The organism is Streptomyces sp. 3330 (assembly GCF_031456635.1).
GTDB lineage: Bacteria > Actinomycetota > Actinomycetes > Streptomycetales > Streptomycetaceae > Streptomyces.
This window is the reverse complement of the sequence record NZ_JAVDVA010000002.1, coordinates 266,167-281,530: the sequence shown is the minus strand read 5'-3', so window position 1 is coordinate 281,530 and position 15,364 is coordinate 266,167. Positions and strand designations below refer to the sequence as shown.

Genomic DNA, 15,364 nt, shown 5'->3' with positions numbered 1-15,364 from the left:
GTCGCGCCGCCGCGCGCTGAGGGCGCCGTGCTGCTCCGCTTTCCGGAGCGCCCGCCCCCGCAGGACGCCCCCCTTCGCCGACTCGAACGACGTGGATGGCCGCGCACCGTCCGGACAGCGTCGGAGGCTGCTGCTCGGTGAAGAGCTCACTCATGCCCCGACGGGTGCCGCCCGGGTCCGGCAGCGGTGCGTTCCGCACACTTGCTACTCGCGAGTAAGATGCGCGTTCCCGGAGAATGGAGTCGTCGTGGCCCGCAGGTTCACCGTGTCCGACAGCATCGTGATAGAGGTCCCCCCGGAGGCGGCCTACGAGGCGGTCAGCCGGCCCGCGCAGATGGGACGGTGGAGTCCGGAGAACCTCGGGGCCACCGTGCCGGCACCGGACACGTCGGCCCCGCTGGGGACGACGTTCGAGGGCCGGAACAAGCGAGGGGCGTTCCGCTGGGTCACGCGGTGCACGGTGACGGCGGCGGACTCCGGACGCCGCTTCGCCTTCCGGGTGCACGCGATCGGGCTGAACCGGCCGCGGCTGCGCGGTCCGATCGCCACCTGGGAGTACCGCTTCGAGCCCGAGGGCGGCGCCACCCGCGTCACGGAGACCTGGACGGACGACCGGCGGGCCTGGCCGTCCCCCGTCGCCAACGCCTTCGACCGCATCGCGACCGGCGGCCGGACGTTCGCCGACTTCCAGACGGACAACATCGCCAGAACGCTGCGCAACCTGAAGCGGGAGCTCGAAGCGGAGTCCTCTTCCTGACCCGCCGACCCGGCCGGGCCCCGCCCGGACGGCGCGACGGCGGGGCCGGGCTCAGCCGCGCGCGGCGCGCCGGGCCGCGCGGGCCACGGGCAGGTAGCGCAGGCGCTCGGGCAGGAGCGGGACGACGGTGCGGACGACGGCGCCCAGGCCCCGCAGCCTGCGCTCGTCCCGCGCCGTCCAGGTCAGGTCCAGACGGTCGCGGACGACGGGCGGCAGCAGGCCGGTCGTGACGAACACGTGGAGCCGGGCCAGGGGCGGGCGGAACAGGGGCCAGAGCCTGCGCAGCACCGCGCCCGAGCCCTCGGGCGGGGGCACCGGCCGCCGCGGGTCGAGCAGGTCACGGACGACCACCGTGTTCTCCAGCTCCTCGCGGACCATCCGCTCGAAGTAGGGCCAGTACTCCTCGGGCGTGGCCGGCATGTCCCGCCGTCGGATGCCCAGGATGTCGCCGAGCCGCAGCAGTTCGTCGTAGAGCCGGCGTTCCTCCGCCTCGTCGAGCGGACGGGACAGATACCGGGCCGAGGACAGGAAGGCCGGGTAGGCGGTGGCGTGCACCCAGGCGTAGTACGCGGGCGTGAGCGCGTGGTACGAGCGGCCGCGGGTGTCGGTGCCGCTGATGCCCTTGTGCAGCGTGCGCAGTCGGCGGCCCTCCTCGATCGCCCGCTCGCCTCCGTAGATCCACAGCTGGAGCGATTCCAGTGAGCGGCGCGCCCGGCCCCAGGGGTCGGTGCGGAACACGGAGTGCTCGTCCACGCCGGCTCCGACGGCCGGATGGGCGACCTGCAGCACCAGCGCGGCCGGCAGAGAGAGCAGCAGCCTCACGTCACCGGCGATGTCCCACAGGATCGTTCCGGGGCCGAACGGCTCCGGTCCCGGGTGGGGGCCGGGATCCACTCGTCCAGGACGGGCGGCCGTCGTGGGGTGGCCGGGGCCCGTGGGGTGTTCAGCGCCCGTCGGGCGGTCGGGGCCCGTGGGGTGGCCGGGGCCGGTGGCGGCGGTCGTGGGATGGTCGGGACGGGCGTCCATGTCACCACGCTCCCAAGGGCCGCCGCGTGGCGGGGTCGGTGCCGGGCCGATGGGTGGCCCGGTAGGCGATGGCGAGGGAGACGGCGATCCGCAACGGCGGGAGGACGAGGGCCATCAGGAGGCGCACGACGCGGGCGAAGCGGCGCAGGGCGCGTTCCTGGCGGGGACTCCAGGTCAGGTGCAGCCGCTCGCGCGGGACGGGGGGCAGGGCTCTTACGGTGACCAGCAGGGCGTAGTGGGCGGCGAGACGGGCGAAGGGCGTCCACAGCGGGCCGGGCAGGCGGCGGAACGGCTGGGCGGGGCGGGCGAGTTCGTCGAGGACGTCCTGGACGGACCGGTTGAACTCCAGTCGGTGCGTGACCATCTCGTCGTAGTAGACGAGGAACGACGGCCAGTCCGGCGGAAGGTGACACTCCTTCAGACCCCAGACCCGGCGCACGCCCCGCATCCCGCGGTAGTACTCGTCCAGTTCGCCGGCCGACATGCCCTTGCCGAACAGGCTCTGCGCGTCCACGGGCCCCTTGAACAAGGTGGCGTGCACCCAGTGATACGCCTCGGGGTCGAGGGCGTGGTAGCGGCGGCCCCGCGGGTCGGTGCCCTTCACCCCGGCGTGCACGTGGAGAAGGCGGCGCGCCTCGGCGGTGGCCGCCTGCTGACCGCCGTAGACCACCGTGGTCAGCGAGAGCAGGGTGCGGATCAGGCGGGGCCACGGCTCGGCGCGGAAGTTGCTGTGGTCGGCGACGCCCGCCCCGACCACAGGGTGCGAGACCTGGAGAAGCAGCAGCTGGGGTGCCATCAGGGTGGCGCGGACGTCCCCGAAGCAGCGCCAGACGACTCCTCCCCTGCGCGGCGCGCGGATCTGCGCGGGTATCTCAACTTCGGCTGATTTGAGCTGAGTTGGCTGGCCTGACGTGTGCGGTACGCCGGTCATGACGCCTCCGTCCCTCCGTCGTGTCCGGAGTATTGACGCGCCCCGTGAAACAAGTCAATAGTTTTTGTATCTTCGACTCTCTCGACGGCACCTCCGATGCAGGATTCCGGCATTCACCCCTAAAGGTAAGGAAAACACGATGAGGTACAGAGAGGCACATACAGGAGAAAGGGACGGTGGAGACACGGACGGCGGGCGGACGCACTGGCGGCGCAGCGCCCTGATGTTCGTCCCCTGCGCCCTGGCGGTGGGCGCGCTCGGGATCGCGCTCGCGGAAGGAGCGATCGCCGCCTCGTTCGCCGTGTCGGGCACGGCGTTCAAGGTGTCCGCCTCGGAGGTCACCGCGCAGGGCGTGTCGTCCTTCCCCTCCTCCATCGGCGGCTCGGCCGACGACGCCGAGCCGGTCCTGCTGGCGGCCGTGAAGGACGGCACCCCGACGACCTCACCGCGCTGCGCCCGCCCGTCGTCGTCGGGGACCAGCCGGGCCGCCCCCGGGCGACCTGTCCCGTCAACACCGTCCATCCCGAGGTCGGCGCGCACAGCCTGACCGCCTACGGGGCCATCGTCCACGGCGCCACCTACCTCGAGACGGTCGGCGGCGGACGGCTCAAGGTGCTGTGGGTGCACGCGGACCTGCTCGTCGCGGACGACTACACCTTCCGGCTGGAGACGCCCGGCCAGGTGCAGACGATCGACGTGGACCTGGCCATCCCCCAGGTCGACATCTACGTCACCCAGCTCTCCGGCTCCCTCAGCATCCCGGTCATCGACGTCTCCACACCGCGCATCTGCATCGGCGCCGACGTCGTACCGGCCAACCTGCCGATCGCCGTGCAGCTGCCCGAACTGTCGGTCACCGCCGTGGAGGCCGGACAGGTGCTGGTCGACGCGGAGACGGTCGGCTTCTCCGGCCTGAGCGCGCACAGCCACGACCGATAGGAGGCGTCACCCATGGGCCGCTACAGCCGGCTCGAACGGATCCGCCGGATGGATCCCCGGCACGACCACGAACAGATCTTTCAGTGGATCACCCGGTACGAGTTCCCCTGGGACTACATGCAGGGCGTGTCCGTCGCCTTCCTGCGCGACTACGGCGTGCCCCGCATCTCCCGGCTCCTCGACCGCACCCAGGAGTTCGAGCGCGCGGGACAGAAGCGGTACGACGACACGGTGCTGATCGCCTACGAGATGGTCCGCCACGGCATGGACTCCCCGCACGGGCGGGCCACCGCCCGCCACCTCAACCGCATCCACGGCCGCTACCGCATAGCCAACGAGGACTACCTGTACGTCCTGGCGACCACCGTGGTCGGACCCAAGCGCTGGATCGACCGGTACGGCTGGCGGCCGAGCCGGCCCAAACCCCGCAGCGATCCCTTCGGCTGGACCCTCGACGACCTCGGCCCGCACTGGGCCCACCAGAGGCCGCCGGCCCCGCTCGCCGACGAGAACCCCCCGATGGAGCATCGATGACCCACACCACCGACAGCGCCGACCACTCCGCCCGACCCGCGGGAGCGGCCTCCTCCCACCCCGCCCGCCGTACGGATCCAGCGCCGGACACCGCAGGACCCACGGAACCCGGTTCGCCCGCGGACGTCGGGCCGACGGGCCCCGGCGAGCAGCGCACTCCCCCGCCGGACACCTTCACCTCGCGCTCCCCCGCCACCGGGGAGACCCTCGCCGCGTACCCGGTCCACGGGCCGTCGGAGGTCGGCCGCGCCGTGCTGCGGGCGCGGACGGCCGGAGCCCGGTGGGCGGCCCTCGCCGCGGGCGAGCGGCGCGGGCATCTGCTGCGCTGGAAGCGGGAGCTGGCGTCGTCCCTGGACGCCGTGGCCGGGCTCGTCGCGGCGGAGACGGGCAAGCCGCGGCAGGACGCCGAACTGGAAGTGGTGCTCACCCTGGAGCACCTGTCCTGGGCGGCCCGCAACGCCGGGCGCGTGCTGAGCCGGCGCCGGGTGCGCTCCGGGGCGGCGGCGATGCACCAGGCGGCGACCGTGGTGCGCCGTCCGCTCGGGGTCGTCGGGGTGATCGGGCCCTGGAACTACCCCGTGTACACGCCGATGGGATCGATCGGCTACGCCCTGGCGGCCGGCAACGCCGTGGTGTTCAAGCCCTCCGAGTACACCCCGGGCACAGGGCTGTTGCTGGCCGAGCTGTTCGACGCGGCCGTGCCCGAGTACGCCGGGCTGCTGACGGTCGTCACCGGGGCGGCGGCGACCGGCGAGGCGCTGGCCCGCTCCGCCGTCGACAAAGTCGCCTTCACCGGGTCGCCGGGCACCGCGCGCAAGGTGATGGCGGTGTGCGCCGAGTCGCTCACCCCGTTCCTGGCGGAGTGCGGTGGGAAGGACGCGGTCATCGTGACGGCGGACGCGGACCTGGAGGCCGCGGCCGACGCGATCGTGTGGGGCGCGATGGGCAACGCCGGTCAGACCTGCGCGGGCGTCGAACGCGTCTACGCCGTACGGCAGGTGCACGCGGCGCTGTGCGAGAAGGTGGTGCAGCGGGCCGGGGCCCTGCGACCGGGGGCCGGTCCGGACGCGGCCTACGGTCCGATGACGATGCCGGGCCAGTCGGCGGTGGTGCGGCGGCATGTGCGCGAGGCGCTGGCGGCGGGGGCGGGTGCGGCGCTCGGCGGCGCGGACCCGGCGACGGCGTCCGGGGCCTTCGTGGAGCCGGTGGTCCTGGTCGACGTGCCGGAGGACGCGTCCGCGATGACCGAGGAGACCTTCGGGCCGACGGTCGTGGTGAACGCCGTGGCGGACGAGGAGGAGGCGGTCCGGCGGGCGAACGCGTCGCGCTACGCGCTGGGCGCCGCGGTGTTCGGCGGGAGCGGCCGCGCGGGCGCCGCGCTCGCCTCGCGGCTGCGGGCCGGCGCGGTGTCCGTCAACTCCGTGCTGGGCTTCGCCGCCGTCCCGTCCCTGCCGTTCGGCGGGTCCGGCGACTCCGGCTTCGGCCGGATCCACGGCGCGGACGGACTGCGGGCCTTCACCGCCCCGCAGTCGGTGACCGTCCGGCGCTTCGCTCCGCCGATCGATCTGACGTCGTTCTCGACCCCGGCCGCGACCAAGGCCAGGGCCGTGGCGCTCATGCGGTGGCTGCACTCCCGGCGCTGACCGCGCGTGCGCGGTCAGGCGTCGAGCAGCGGCGCGAGGTATCTGCGGGCGAAGGCTCGGGCCTGTTCCTCGTCGTCCAGTTCGATGCAGCCGGACGGGTTGAGGAGGAAGGAGACCGCGACGCGCACCATCAGCTCCGCCACCGGCCGGGGGTCGGTCTCCGGGCGGCCCTCGGTGTGCTGGGCGCGCCGCAGATGGGCGGTCAGGTAGTCGGTGGTGGCCGCGAGGGAGGCGCCGCCCTGCACGGTGAAGTAGGGCAGCACCACTTCGGGTTCGAGCTTCAGCAGGCCGCCGAACAGCGGATGGGCCCTGGTGTGCCGCAGGGCGACGACGAAGCCCTCCACGACCCGGTCCTCCATCGTCGGCAGCGAGGCGACGGCGGAGTCCAGCTCCTGGAAGAAGCGGCTTCCCTCGCGCAGCAGGCACGCCTCGACCAGTCCGTCCTTGCTCTGGAAGCGGCGGTACACCGTGACGCGGGAGACGCCGGCCCGTTTGGCGACGTCCTCCACGGAGGAGCGGCGCAGGCCGAAGGTCGTGAACTGCTCCAGGGCGGCGTCGAGGATCTGCCGCGCCAGCTTTTCCTCTGTCTCCGGCCGGGCGATGGCCCGGGCCAGCAGGGAGTCGTTCGCAGGTGTCTTCATGGTGCCTTTCACGGTACCCGCACACCTCTCCGCAGAGACAGTGAAACATCATGCATGCATGTGTATCTCAACGTGCGTCCCACCCCCGCCATTCCCTTGTGTTCGGAGGACCCATGGGCAGTCGCATCACCCCGCAGCAGTCCGATTTCGCCGCCGCCGTCCGTGAATTCGCCCAGCGCGAGTGCGGAAGTCCCGTGCAGCGCGACGCCCTCACCGAGGGCGGCCGGGAACCGCACAACCCCAAGATCTACGCCATGCTCGCCGACCTGGGCTGGCTCGGCGTCTGCCTGCCCGAGGAGTACGGCGGCGCGGGCGGCGGACTCGCCGACGCCTGTGTCTTCCTGGAGGAGACCTCCTACGGGCTGGTGCCGGCCGGTGGCTTCATCACCACCGTGATCACCGCCAGGGTGTACGAGCGTTTCGGCACCGAGGAGCAACGCCGCGCCGTGCTCGGGGGTGCCGCGCGGGGCCGGGTGCTGGCCGTCGCCATGTCGGAGCCCGGCGCCGGATCCGACGTGGCCGCCCTGCGCTGCCGCGCCGAGCGGCAGCCGGACGGGAGGTGGCTCGTCGAGGGCCAGAAGACCTGGATCTCGAACGCCCATATCGCCGAGAGCATGCTGCTGGTGGCGCGGACGGACGGGGCCCGGCACGAGGGGATCACCATGTTCCACGTCCCCATGGACACACCGGGAGTGGAGGTCCGGGGCATCGAGACCATGGGCGGTCGCGAGGTCAACGACGTGTTCCTCACCGGCGTCCGGCTGCCCGCGGACGCCGTCGTCGGTGAAGTCGGCTCCGGCTGGCGCCAGTTGACGGCCGGCCTGAACCATGAGCGGCTGTTCCTGGCGGCCAACATGCTGGGCCTGGCCCGTCGCGCCTTCGACGACGCGGTCGCCTACGTACGCGAGCGCGAGCAGTTCGGCCGGCCCGTCGGTTCCTTCCAGGCACTGCGGCACCGCGTGGCCGACCTCGCCACGGAGATCGAGTGTGCCCGGCTGCTGGTGCGGGAGGTGGCGTCGGACTGCGACGCCCGCCCCGACCGGCTCTTCCCGCGTGAGGCGTCGATGGCGAAGCTCAAGGCCACCGAGACGGCCAAGCGCGTCGCGCTGGAGTGCATGCAGATGATGGGCGGTTACGGCTACGCCACCGAGTACGGCATGGAGCGCCATCTGCGCGCCGCCGTCGTCTCCACCGTCTACGGGGGCACCAGCGAGATCCAGCGGGACATCATCGGCAAGAGCTACGGCCTCTGACTCCGCCCGGCCCCGGACGCCCCGGGGCCGGCGGCCGCCCTCGGCCCTCCCAGGGCCGGGGCGTGTCCGCACCGAAGCGTCCCGGGCCGGAGTACCGGATGAGCGCCGTGCGGGCGGCTGTCGCCCGGCGCCCGCACGGGCGGCCGCTCTCACCCGCGAGGCCGTACGGGGTCACGGGTGGAACCGCCACCGGCCCTCGGAGACGACGTCCACCTTGCCGTCCCTGACCCGCACGGCCGTCTCGTCGTCGATGAAGTAGATCGGGAAGTCGGCCCGCTCGGCGATGCGGTCGGCCCAGGCGTCGTCCCGCTCGGGGAAGTCCGGCGAGTACAGGTGGGGCTTGAGATACCAGTCGAAGAGGCCGAACGGCGGCTCCACGGTCGTCGCGCCGAGCACGTGGAGGTCCGCGGTGTCCCCGATGACCTCGGCGGAGTGTTCGGTGAGATGCCGGCTGAAGATCATCGATCCGGCGCTGACCCCCACGTAGACCCGGCTCTCCAGCGCCTCCAGGAAGCCGTCGGCCAGACCGTTGCCGGTGATGCTGCGCGCGAGGTGGTAGTGGCTGCCGCCCTCGACGTAGACGACGTCGGCGTGCAGCAGCCGGTCGAGCACCATCCGCCGGGGCAGGCCGTTCAGCTCCAGGACGTCGAACTCCCGCCAGCCGAGGCCGTGCAGCCGGTTCATGTCCTCGACGACCCATCCGTGGTCCCCGGGCTCGGCGACCGACGCCGTGGGAACGAACACGACGTTCGCCGATCCGAAGGGCTTGCCCAGCATGTCCCGCAGCGCGTCCCGCAGCGTCTCGTTGCGCAGGCCGCTCGCCGTCATCAGAAGATTCATCGGGCGAGCCAAGCACGGCCGACGGGCGCGCGCAACGAACCCAGGATCCGCCGGTCCCCGTCATGGCACGGCCGCGGCAGGAAAGGGGCGCGCCGGCTCACCGGAGCAGGTCGAAGTGTGAAGGGAACCGGCGACTCGCCGTCCCGGACGGAACGGCCGGGGTGGGTGGTCAGTATCTCAGTACAGAGTCAGGCCGAAGGCCGACAGGACCTCCGCGACGGGTTGGTAGTAGGTGACGCCGCCGGAGGCGCAGTTGCCCGAGGAGCCCACCGCGAACCCGAGGGCGATCGACCCGGAGTAGGCCGGCGCCCCCGTGTCGCCCGGTTCCGAACACGCGGTGGAGCGGAACAGACCGTGGACCGCGCCTTCGGCGAAGTTCACCGTGGCGTTGACCGCGGTCACCGTCCCGCAGTGGACGCCGCTGGTCCGTCCGACGTGGCAGACCGACTGCCCGATGGCCGGGGCGGCGGCCCCGGTCACGTCCTGGTAGACGCCCCCGCCCAGCGCGATGTCACCGGGCAGGATCAGCGCGCTCGTGGTGTAACGGACCACGCCGTAGTCGTCGATCGGGTAGGAGGCGCCCGCGGTGACGCCGACCGGCAGGGTGCGGGCCGCGTCCGCGTACCAGGTGGTGGCGGAGGCGCCGGAACAGTGGCCGGTCATGACGGCGTAGCGGTTGGTCCCGCTCGCCGCGTTGAAGCCGACGACACACCGGGCGCCGGTGGCCGCGTACAGCAGGGTGCCCCCGCGGATCGTGGGCACCTGGAGGGCCGTGGCGCCCGTGCCGGTGCCGAACAGCAGGGCGACCACCGCTGTCACCACCGTGGTGAACATCGTCAGGCGGGTGTGCGGACGTCTCACGGCCCCTCCAGGGGAGTCGGTCGTCTCGTACCGGGCAGTGCCCCCATCGTGCGGGAGGCGGCGTCCGCGGCGACAGACGCGGTCCGGCCGGATCCCGTCCTGCGTCCGTCCGGTCCGCACCGACCTGGCGCGGGGGCCCGGGGGCGCCGCCTCGCCGCGGACTCGCGGGGTGGCCGGCCCTGCGTGCGTCGGTCGTCCGTCGCCTCCGGGATGACGGCACCGCCGGCCGACGTCCCCCGCATCGGGACCCCCTCGGGACCCCCGCCCGCTGGTGGTCAGCGGCGGTCAGGGGTCCAGGACGTCGGCCCCGAGGTCGGCCTCCGGAACGGTCGGTCGCCGTAGAGCCCGGTGAGTTCGGCGGCGTACTTGTCGCGGACGACCCGGCGGCGCAGCTTCAGCGACGGGGTCAGTTCGCCGGTCGCCGGACCCCACTCCTGCGCCAACAGCCGGTAGCGCTTGACCTGTTCGGTGCGGTTGAGACGGCTGTTGGCGGCGGCCACCGCCCGGTCGACCTCCTCCAGGACGGCAGGGTGCGCGGCCAGCGCCGCGAGGTCCGCGCCGTTGTCCAGGCCGTGCGCGGCCGCCCAGGCGGGCGCCGCCTCGGGGTCGAGGACCAGCAACGCGACGAGGTAGGAGCGGTGATCGCCGTGCACCATCGCCTGACCGATCAACGGGTGTTCCTTCAGGGCGTTCTCCACCAGGGCCGGGGAGACGTTCTTGCCCGTCGAGGTGATGATCATCTCCTTCTTCCGGTCGGTGATCCAGACGTAGCCGTCCTCGTCGACCCGGCCGATGTCCCCCGTGTGCAGCCACCCCTCCTCGTCGAGTGCGGAGCCGACCGAGCCGTCCGGCCGCAGATACCCGGCGAAGACGGAGGAGCCGCGCACCCGGAGCTCGCCGTCCGCGGCGGTGCGCACCCGCACGCTCGACACCGGACGGCCCACCGAGCCCAGCCGGAACCCGGTGCGGGGACTGTTGGCCGTGGCCACCCCCGACGTCTCGGTCAGGCCCCACGCGTCCATGACGACGATGCCGAAGCCGGCCCAGAACCGCACCACGTCCAGCGGCATCGGCGCGGAGGCGCTGGCGGCCCAGGCGACCCGGTCGAGGCCGCCCGCGGCCAGCAGGGGCAGCAGCACCGTCTCGCGACAGCGCGCGTACGCGTCCGCGAGCGCGGCGGGCGGCTCCTCGCCCCGCTCCCTGTACCCGACGTGCTCGCGGGCCACGTCCCCGGCTTCCTCGACGGCCTTGCGCCGCTCCTCGGGCAGCCGGCTCAGTCCGGCGCGGACCGTCGCGGCCAGCTTCTCCCAGACCCTCGGCACGCCGAAGAACTGCCGGGGCCGCACCTCGCGCACCGCCTCGGCCACCGCGGCCGGATCGGCGCACAGATGGACGTGCGAGGCGCGGTGGCAGGGCAGGTAGATGCCGAGCATCCGTTCCGCGATGTGGGCGAACGGCAGGTAGCAGATGTGCTCGACGTGCGGCGGCAGTTCCACCACCTCGTCCAGCGCCACGGCGTTGGCGAGCACCTGCCGATGGGTGAGGACCACGCCCTTGGGCTCACCGGTGGTGCCGGAGGTGTAGACGACGGTCAGCGTGTCCTCGGGGCGGGCCGTGTCCAGGGCCTTGCCGAGGCTCTCCGGGACCGGTTCACGGGTCAGCGCCGCGTAGGGCAGGTGGTGGCCCGCCTCGCCGTCCTCGACCACCACGAGCCGGCCGAGCGGCGTGGCGTCGTCGTCGAGCAGCGGCGCCCACACGGCGGCCTGAGCGGCGCCCTCCACGACCGCGAGCGCCGCCCGGCAGTTGCGCGCGATGTGGGTGATCTGCTCGGGCGCGGCGGTGCCGTAGACACTGACGGGAACGGCACCGAGGCGCGCCAGCGCGAGGTCGGACAGCCAGTGCTCGGGACGGTTGGCCATCATCAGCAGGACGTGGTCGCCGCGCCCCACGCCGAGCGCGGCGAAGCCGGCGGCGAGAACCGTCGTGCGCTCGCGGACCTCGGCCCAGGTGAGCGTGGTCCACCCGCCGATGGCCGGGGCCCGCCAGGACAGGGCGGGCAGGTCCGGGTGGAGGCGGGCGTTGCGTTCCAGGAGCAGGGGCAGCGTGGACGGCGCCGCCGGTGGTCCTTGTGGGTCCCCGTCGGTGCGCGGGGCAGATGTCATGACGGCCTCCTGGCGTGCTGGACGGATCGGGTCGGTCGGGTGAGGGATCGCGGGGGGGGAGCGCGTACGGGACGCGGCACCGGGGGCGGGCGCGCGTACGGGATCGGGTGCGGGGCCACGGGTCAGCGGTCGGTGAAGGCCTCGCCGCGCTCGGCCTTGCGGAGCAGCAGTGCGGGCGGGGCGAAGCGGTCTCCGTGCGCCTCGGCGAGTTCGCGTGCGCGGGTCGAACCTTCCGGTCGGGTGGAGGGGAGGCGACGGGGGCGCTGGGAGCGCCGGATGCGAAGGGGGACGGTCAGGCCAGCAGTGCGCGGCCGATGATCTCCTTCATGATCTCGGTGGTCCCGCCGTAGATCGTCTGGACGCGGCTGTCGAGGAACGCCCTGGCCACCTGGTACTCCGTCATGTAGCCGTAGCCACCGTGCAGTTGGAGGCAGCGGTCGACGACGCGCTTCTGCAGTTCGGTCGCCCACCACTTGGCCATCGAGGCGTGCACGGCGTCGAGCCGGCCCGCGCCGTGCTCGGTGACGCACCGGTCGACGAAGGCCCGGGTGACGGCGCACTCGGTGGCCATCTCGGCGATCTCGAAGCGGACGTGCTGGAGCCGGGCCAGGGGACGGCCGAACGCCTCGCGCTCCTTCACGTACACGCGGGTGAGTTCCAGGACGTGTTCGGCGGCGGCCGCCGCGCCCACGGCGATGGCGAGGCGTTCCTGGGCCAGGTTGGCCATGAGGGCGGCGAAGGCCTGGTTCTCCCCGCCCAGCAGGTTCTCCTTGGGCACCCGGACGTCGTCGAAGAACAACTCGGCGGTGTCCTGGGCCTTCTGGCCGATCTTGTCGAGGTTGCGGCCCCGCTCGAAGCCCTTCATGCCGCGTTCGACGACGAGCAGGCTCTGCCCGGAGCTGCCGCCCTCGGGAGTGGTGCGGGCCACGACGACGACCAGGTCGGCCAGGATGCCGTTGGAGATGAACGTCTTGGCGCCGTTGAGGAGGTAGTGGTCGCCCCGGTCGGTCGCGGTGGTCCGGATGCCCTGGAGGTCGGAGCCCGCTCCGGGTTCGGTCATGGCGATGGCCGTGACGGTCTCGCCGGAGGTGAATCCGGGCAGCCAGCGCCGCTTCTGCTCGTCGGTGGCGAGCCGGGTGAGATAAGGGCCGACGATGTCGTTGTGCAGGCTGAGCGCCACACCGGACGCTCCGGCCCGCGCGAACTCCTCGATCAGGACGGCGCTGTAGCGGAAGTCGTCGGTTCCCCCGCCGCCGTACTCCTGCGGCACCGCGAGGCCCAGCAGTCCCTGGCGGCCCGCCGCGCGCCAGACGTCACGGCTGACGACGCCGTCGCGCTCCCACCGGTCGTGGTGGGGCGACACCTCCTTGGCGAGGAAGGTGCGGACGGTCTCGCGGAACGCCTCGTGCTCCGCCGTGTACAGGTCTCGTTCCATGGTCGCCTCCGGGTCGGGGAATCGTGGTTCAGAGCCAGTTCTTCACGAGTTCGACGAGACGGGCCGGATCGCGGCCGACGGGGGTGACGTTGAGCATCGTGACGCCCGCCTCCCGGAACGCCTCGACCCGTTCGCGCACATAGCCCTCGGGGCCCGCCAGGCAGACCAGTTCGCACAGTTCGGCGGGGACCGCGGCCTCCGCCTCGCGTCTGCGGCCCGCGAGGTAGTGCTCCTGGACGGCGGCGGCCTCGGCCTCGTAGCCGTAGGAACAGACCAGGTCGAAGTAGAAGTTGCGGCCCGGGGCGCCCATGCCTCCGACGTACAGGGCGATGACGGGCCGCATCAGGTCGCGGACCTCCTCGGCGTCGTCCCCGACCGCCAGCAGCCCGCCCGCGACGACGGACAACGGGCCCAGTTCCGGGGCGCGCAGCGCCGCTCCCTCGGCGAGCGGACCGCCCCAGACCTTCGCCGCGTGTTCGGGCACGTACAGGAACGGCAGCCATCCGTCGGCGAGTTCGGCGGTCATCCGGACGTTCGCGGGTCCCAGCGCGGCCACGTACACCGGGATGGAGTCGCGCACCGGGCGGGTCAGCAGCTTCAGCGGCTTGCCGTGCGTGCCGCCCTTCTCGGGCGGCAGGGGCAGGTCGGTGATGCCGTGGTGCTCGATCACCTCGCGCCGCCAGATGCGGCGGGCGAGCCCGATCGTCTCGCGGGTGCGTCCGAGGGGCCGGTCGTAACGGCGGCCGTGCCAGCCCTCCACCACCTGGGGGCCGGAGGCGCCGATGCCGAGCAGGGCGCGACCGCCCGTCAGGGCGTCGAGTCCGGCCGCGGTCTGCGCGATCAGCGCGGGGGTGCGGGAGTACACGTTGAGCACGGCGGAGCCGATGCGCAGGCGCTCGGTGCGGGCCGCCAGGTATCCCATGATCGTCGGGGAGTCGAAGCCGTACGCCTCGGCGACCCAGATCGCGTCGAGTCCGGCCGCCTCCAGCGCGGCCGCCTCGTCGGCGGCGGCACGCGGGTCGCCGGCGTACTGCAAGGGGGTGGAGAGTTCCATCAGCGTCCGTCCTCGGGGTGGGTGGCGGGCCGCGGGCCTCCGGTCAGTTCCGGGACGCGCCACTCCTCGGCCACCTCGTCGTGGTGTGCGCCCGGAAGGGCCGGGGGCAGCCGCAGCGCGCCGGGGGTGGCGGAGAAGCGGGGCGCCGGGCCGGGCTGGGTGATGCCGTGTTCCTCGGTGAAGGTGCCGCGGGCCATGAGGTGCGGGTGGCGGGCGGCCTCCCGCAGGGAGAGCACCGGGGCGACGCAGGCGTCCGTGCCGTCGAAGACGGCGGTCCAGGCAGCACGCCCCGCGGATCCGAAGCGTGCCGCGAAAGCGGCCCGCAGCTCGGGCCAGCGGCGCGGGTCGGCACGGTCCGGCAGGTCGTCTGCGTCGAGGCCGAGAAGGCGGACGAACTCGGCGTAGAACGCGGGCTCCAGCGCGCCGACCGCCATCCAGCCACCGTCGGCCGTTTCGTAGACGGCGTAGTAGGGGCACCCGCCGTCCAGCAGGTTGCGGCCCCGGGCGTCCTGCCAGGCGCCCGAGGCGAGCATGCCCTGGACGAGGGCCGTGAGGTGGGCCGTGCCGTCGACGATCGCCGCGTCCACGACCTGCCCCTCCCCCGTGGTCCGGGCGGTCAGCAGGGCGGCGAGCACTCCGGCGACGAGGTAGAGCGAGCCGCCCGCATAGTCACCGAGCAGGTTGCCGGGGATCACCGGCGGGCCGTCGGGGGCGCCGATCATGCCGAGTGCGCCCACCGTGGCGATGTACCCGATGTCGTGCCCGGCCCGGGGCGCCAGCGGACCGTCCTGGCCCCAGCCGGTCATCCGGCCGTACACCAGGGCCGGGTTGACGGCCAGACACTCCCGCGGGCCCACGCCCAGCCGTTCCGTCACGCCCGGGCGGCAGCCCTCGATGAGGATGTCGGCGCGGGCCGCCAACGCCCGTACGGCGCCGGGCCCGTCGTCCGCCTTCAGGTCGACCAGGACCGATCGCTTGTTGCGGTTGGTGACGTCGAAGGCCGCGTCGACGCCGAGGACCGGTGTCCCCGGCCGGTCGACGCGGACGACGTCGGCGCCCAGATCGCCGAGCAGCATCGCGGCGAACGGCGCGGGCCCGATCCCGGCCAGCTCCACCACCCGCACACCGGCCAGCGGCCCTGCCCGGCGGCTCTCCGGCGCCGCCTGCCGCACGGTCCTCTCGTCCGGTTGCGTCGTGGTGTCCCTCATGGCGCCCATCGGCCCTCCGAACTCCGGTCTACTTAGCGCTCGCTAAGAAGGTAGAGAGGTGCGGACGGTCGGTCAATGGC

15 protein-coding genes are annotated in these 15,364 nt (G+C 73.2%); 6 read left to right on the top strand and 9 right to left on the bottom strand.

Annotated features, from left to right (window positions below; genetic code table 11):
- Nucleotides 1-247: 247 nt before the first annotated feature.
- Nucleotides 248-757, top strand: coding sequence for an SRPBCC family protein (locus tag J2X68_RS04685; RefSeq protein WP_310431135.1), 510 nt, complete (start codon nucleotides 248-250; stop codon nucleotides 755-757).
- Between the two features lie 51 nt (nucleotides 758-808).
- On the opposite strand, the gene J2X68_RS04680 is transcribed toward J2X68_RS04685, so the two are convergent.
- Together J2X68_RS04680 and J2X68_RS04675 are read right to left on the bottom strand one after the other, a co-directional pair.
- On the bottom strand, nucleotides 809-1,783 hold the full coding sequence (locus J2X68_RS04680) for an oxygenase MpaB family protein (RefSeq protein ID WP_310431134.1): 975 nt from the start codon (nucleotides 1,781-1,783) through the stop codon (nucleotides 809-811).
- A gap of 1 nt (nucleotide 1,784) precedes the next feature.
- The gene (locus J2X68_RS04675) at nucleotides 1,785-2,714 is read right to left on the bottom strand and encodes an oxygenase MpaB family protein (protein ID WP_310431133.1); all 930 of its coding nucleotides are present in this window, start codon (nucleotides 2,712-2,714) and stop codon (nucleotides 1,785-1,787) included.
- A 139-nt stretch (nucleotides 2,715-2,853) separates the two neighbouring features.
- On the opposite strand from J2X68_RS04675, the gene J2X68_RS04670 reads away from it, so the two are divergent.
- From J2X68_RS04670 to J2X68_RS04655, 4 genes are all read left to right on the top strand, one after another.
- A complete protein-coding gene (locus tag J2X68_RS04670) occupies nucleotides 2,854-3,261 on the top strand; it encodes a hypothetical protein (protein ID WP_310431132.1) in 408 nt (135 codons plus the stop codon).
- Between the two features lie 74 nt (nucleotides 3,262-3,335).
- Nucleotides 3,336-3,653: a hypothetical protein gene (locus J2X68_RS04665; RefSeq protein ID WP_310431131.1), complete on the top strand. Its 318-nt coding sequence runs from the start codon at nucleotides 3,336-3,338 to the stop codon at nucleotides 3,651-3,653.
- A gap of 12 nt (nucleotides 3,654-3,665) precedes the next feature.
- Nucleotides 3,666-4,187: a hypothetical protein gene (locus J2X68_RS04660; protein ID WP_310431130.1), complete on the top strand. Its 522-nt coding sequence runs from the start codon at nucleotides 3,666-3,668 to the stop codon at nucleotides 4,185-4,187.
- A complete protein-coding gene (locus J2X68_RS04655) occupies nucleotides 4,184-5,830 on the top strand; it encodes an aldehyde dehydrogenase family protein (RefSeq protein ID WP_310431129.1) in 1,647 nt (548 codons plus the stop codon). Before J2X68_RS04660 ends, J2X68_RS04655 begins: the two co-directional genes overlap by 4 nt.
- A 14-nt stretch (nucleotides 5,831-5,844) precedes the next feature.
- Here J2X68_RS04655 and J2X68_RS04650 read toward each other — a convergent pair whose 3' ends face one another.
- Entirely contained in the window at nucleotides 5,845-6,471 is a 627-nt protein-coding gene (locus tag J2X68_RS04650) for a TetR family transcriptional regulator (protein WP_310431128.1), read from the bottom strand.
- A gap of 113 nt (nucleotides 6,472-6,584) precedes the next feature.
- Between J2X68_RS04650 and J2X68_RS04645 the strand changes: the two genes are divergently transcribed.
- The gene (locus tag J2X68_RS04645) at nucleotides 6,585-7,724 is read left to right on the top strand and encodes an acyl-CoA dehydrogenase family protein (protein WP_310431127.1); all 1,140 of its coding nucleotides are present in this window, start codon (nucleotides 6,585-6,587) and stop codon (nucleotides 7,722-7,724) included.
- Between the two features lie 171 nt (nucleotides 7,725-7,895).
- On the opposite strand, the gene J2X68_RS04640 is transcribed toward J2X68_RS04645, so the two are convergent.
- The 6 genes from J2X68_RS04640 to J2X68_RS04615 all read right to left on the bottom strand — a co-directional run bounded on the left by J2X68_RS04640 (nucleotide 7,896) and on the right by J2X68_RS04615 (nucleotide 15,284).
- Nucleotides 7,896-8,564, bottom strand: coding sequence for a Type 1 glutamine amidotransferase-like domain-containing protein (locus tag J2X68_RS04640; RefSeq protein ID WP_310431126.1), 669 nt, complete (start codon nucleotides 8,562-8,564; stop codon nucleotides 7,896-7,898).
- Between the two features lie 177 nt (nucleotides 8,565-8,741).
- A complete protein-coding gene (locus J2X68_RS04635; RefSeq protein WP_310431125.1) occupies nucleotides 8,742-9,425 on the bottom strand; it encodes a S1 family peptidase in 684 nt (227 codons plus the stop codon).
- Between the two features lie 275 nt (nucleotides 9,426-9,700).
- Nucleotides 9,701-11,587: an AMP-dependent synthetase/ligase gene (locus J2X68_RS04630; protein WP_310431124.1), complete on the bottom strand. Its 1,887-nt coding sequence runs from the start codon at nucleotides 11,585-11,587 to the stop codon at nucleotides 9,701-9,703.
- A gap of 292 nt (nucleotides 11,588-11,879) precedes the next feature.
- Nucleotides 11,880-13,022, bottom strand: coding sequence for an acyl-CoA dehydrogenase family protein (locus J2X68_RS04625; protein ID WP_310431123.1), 1,143 nt, complete (start codon nucleotides 13,020-13,022; stop codon nucleotides 11,880-11,882).
- 28 nt (nucleotides 13,023-13,050) lie between these two features.
- Entirely contained in the window at nucleotides 13,051-14,076 is a 1,026-nt protein-coding gene (locus J2X68_RS04620) for an LLM class F420-dependent oxidoreductase (RefSeq protein WP_310431122.1), read from the bottom strand.
- Nucleotides 14,076-15,284 carry a CaiB/BaiF CoA transferase family protein gene (locus J2X68_RS04615; protein WP_399039268.1) on the bottom strand — a complete coding sequence of 403 codons (1,209 nt, stop codon included), beginning with the start codon at nucleotides 15,282-15,284 and terminating at the stop codon, nucleotides 14,076-14,078. The genes J2X68_RS04620 and J2X68_RS04615 overlap by 1 nt, the downstream gene beginning before the upstream one ends.
- Nucleotides 15,285-15,364 lie beyond the last annotated feature (80 nt).

Excerpts from the sequence above, each read along its gene's own strand:
- J2X68_RS04645 (WP_310431127.1), top strand. The coding sequence starts at position 6,585 with ATGGGCAGTCGCATCACCCCGCAGCAGTCCGATTTCGCCGCCGCCGTC.
- J2X68_RS04660 (WP_310431130.1), top strand. The coding sequence starts at position 3,666 with ATGGGCCGCTACAGCCGGCTCGAACGGATCCGCCGGATGGATCCCCGG.
- J2X68_RS04680 (WP_310431134.1), bottom strand. The coding sequence starts at position 1,783 with ATGGACGCCCGTCCCGACCATCCCACGACCGCCGCCACCGGCCCCGGC.
- J2X68_RS04640 (WP_310431126.1), bottom strand. The coding sequence starts at position 8,564 with ATGAATCTTCTGATGACGGCGAGCGGCCTGCGCAACGAGACGCTGCGG.
- J2X68_RS04655 (WP_310431129.1), top strand. The coding sequence starts at position 4,184 with ATGACCCACACCACCGACAGCGCCGACCACTCCGCCCGACCCGCGGGA.
- J2X68_RS04625 (WP_310431123.1), bottom strand. The coding sequence starts at position 13,022 with ATGGAACGAGACCTGTACACGGCGGAGCACGAGGCGTTCCGCGAGACC.
- J2X68_RS04620 (WP_310431122.1), bottom strand. The coding sequence starts at position 14,076 with ATGGAACTCTCCACCCCCTTGCAGTACGCCGGCGACCCGCGTGCCGCC.
- J2X68_RS04675 (WP_310431133.1), bottom strand. The coding sequence starts at position 2,714 with ATGACCGGCGTACCGCACACGTCAGGCCAGCCAACTCAGCTCAAATCA.
- J2X68_RS04650 (WP_310431128.1), bottom strand. The coding sequence starts at position 6,471 with ATGAAGACACCTGCGAACGACTCCCTGCTGGCCCGGGCCATCGCCCGG.
- J2X68_RS04630 (WP_310431124.1), bottom strand. The coding sequence starts at position 11,587 with ATGACATCTGCCCCGCGCACCGACGGGGACCCACAAGGACCACCGGCG.
- J2X68_RS04670 (WP_310431132.1), top strand. The coding sequence starts at position 2,854 with ATGAGGTACAGAGAGGCACATACAGGAGAAAGGGACGGTGGAGACACG.
- J2X68_RS04615 (WP_399039268.1), bottom strand. The coding sequence starts at position 15,284 with ATGAGGGACACCACGACGCAACCGGACGAGAGGACCGTGCGGCAGGCG.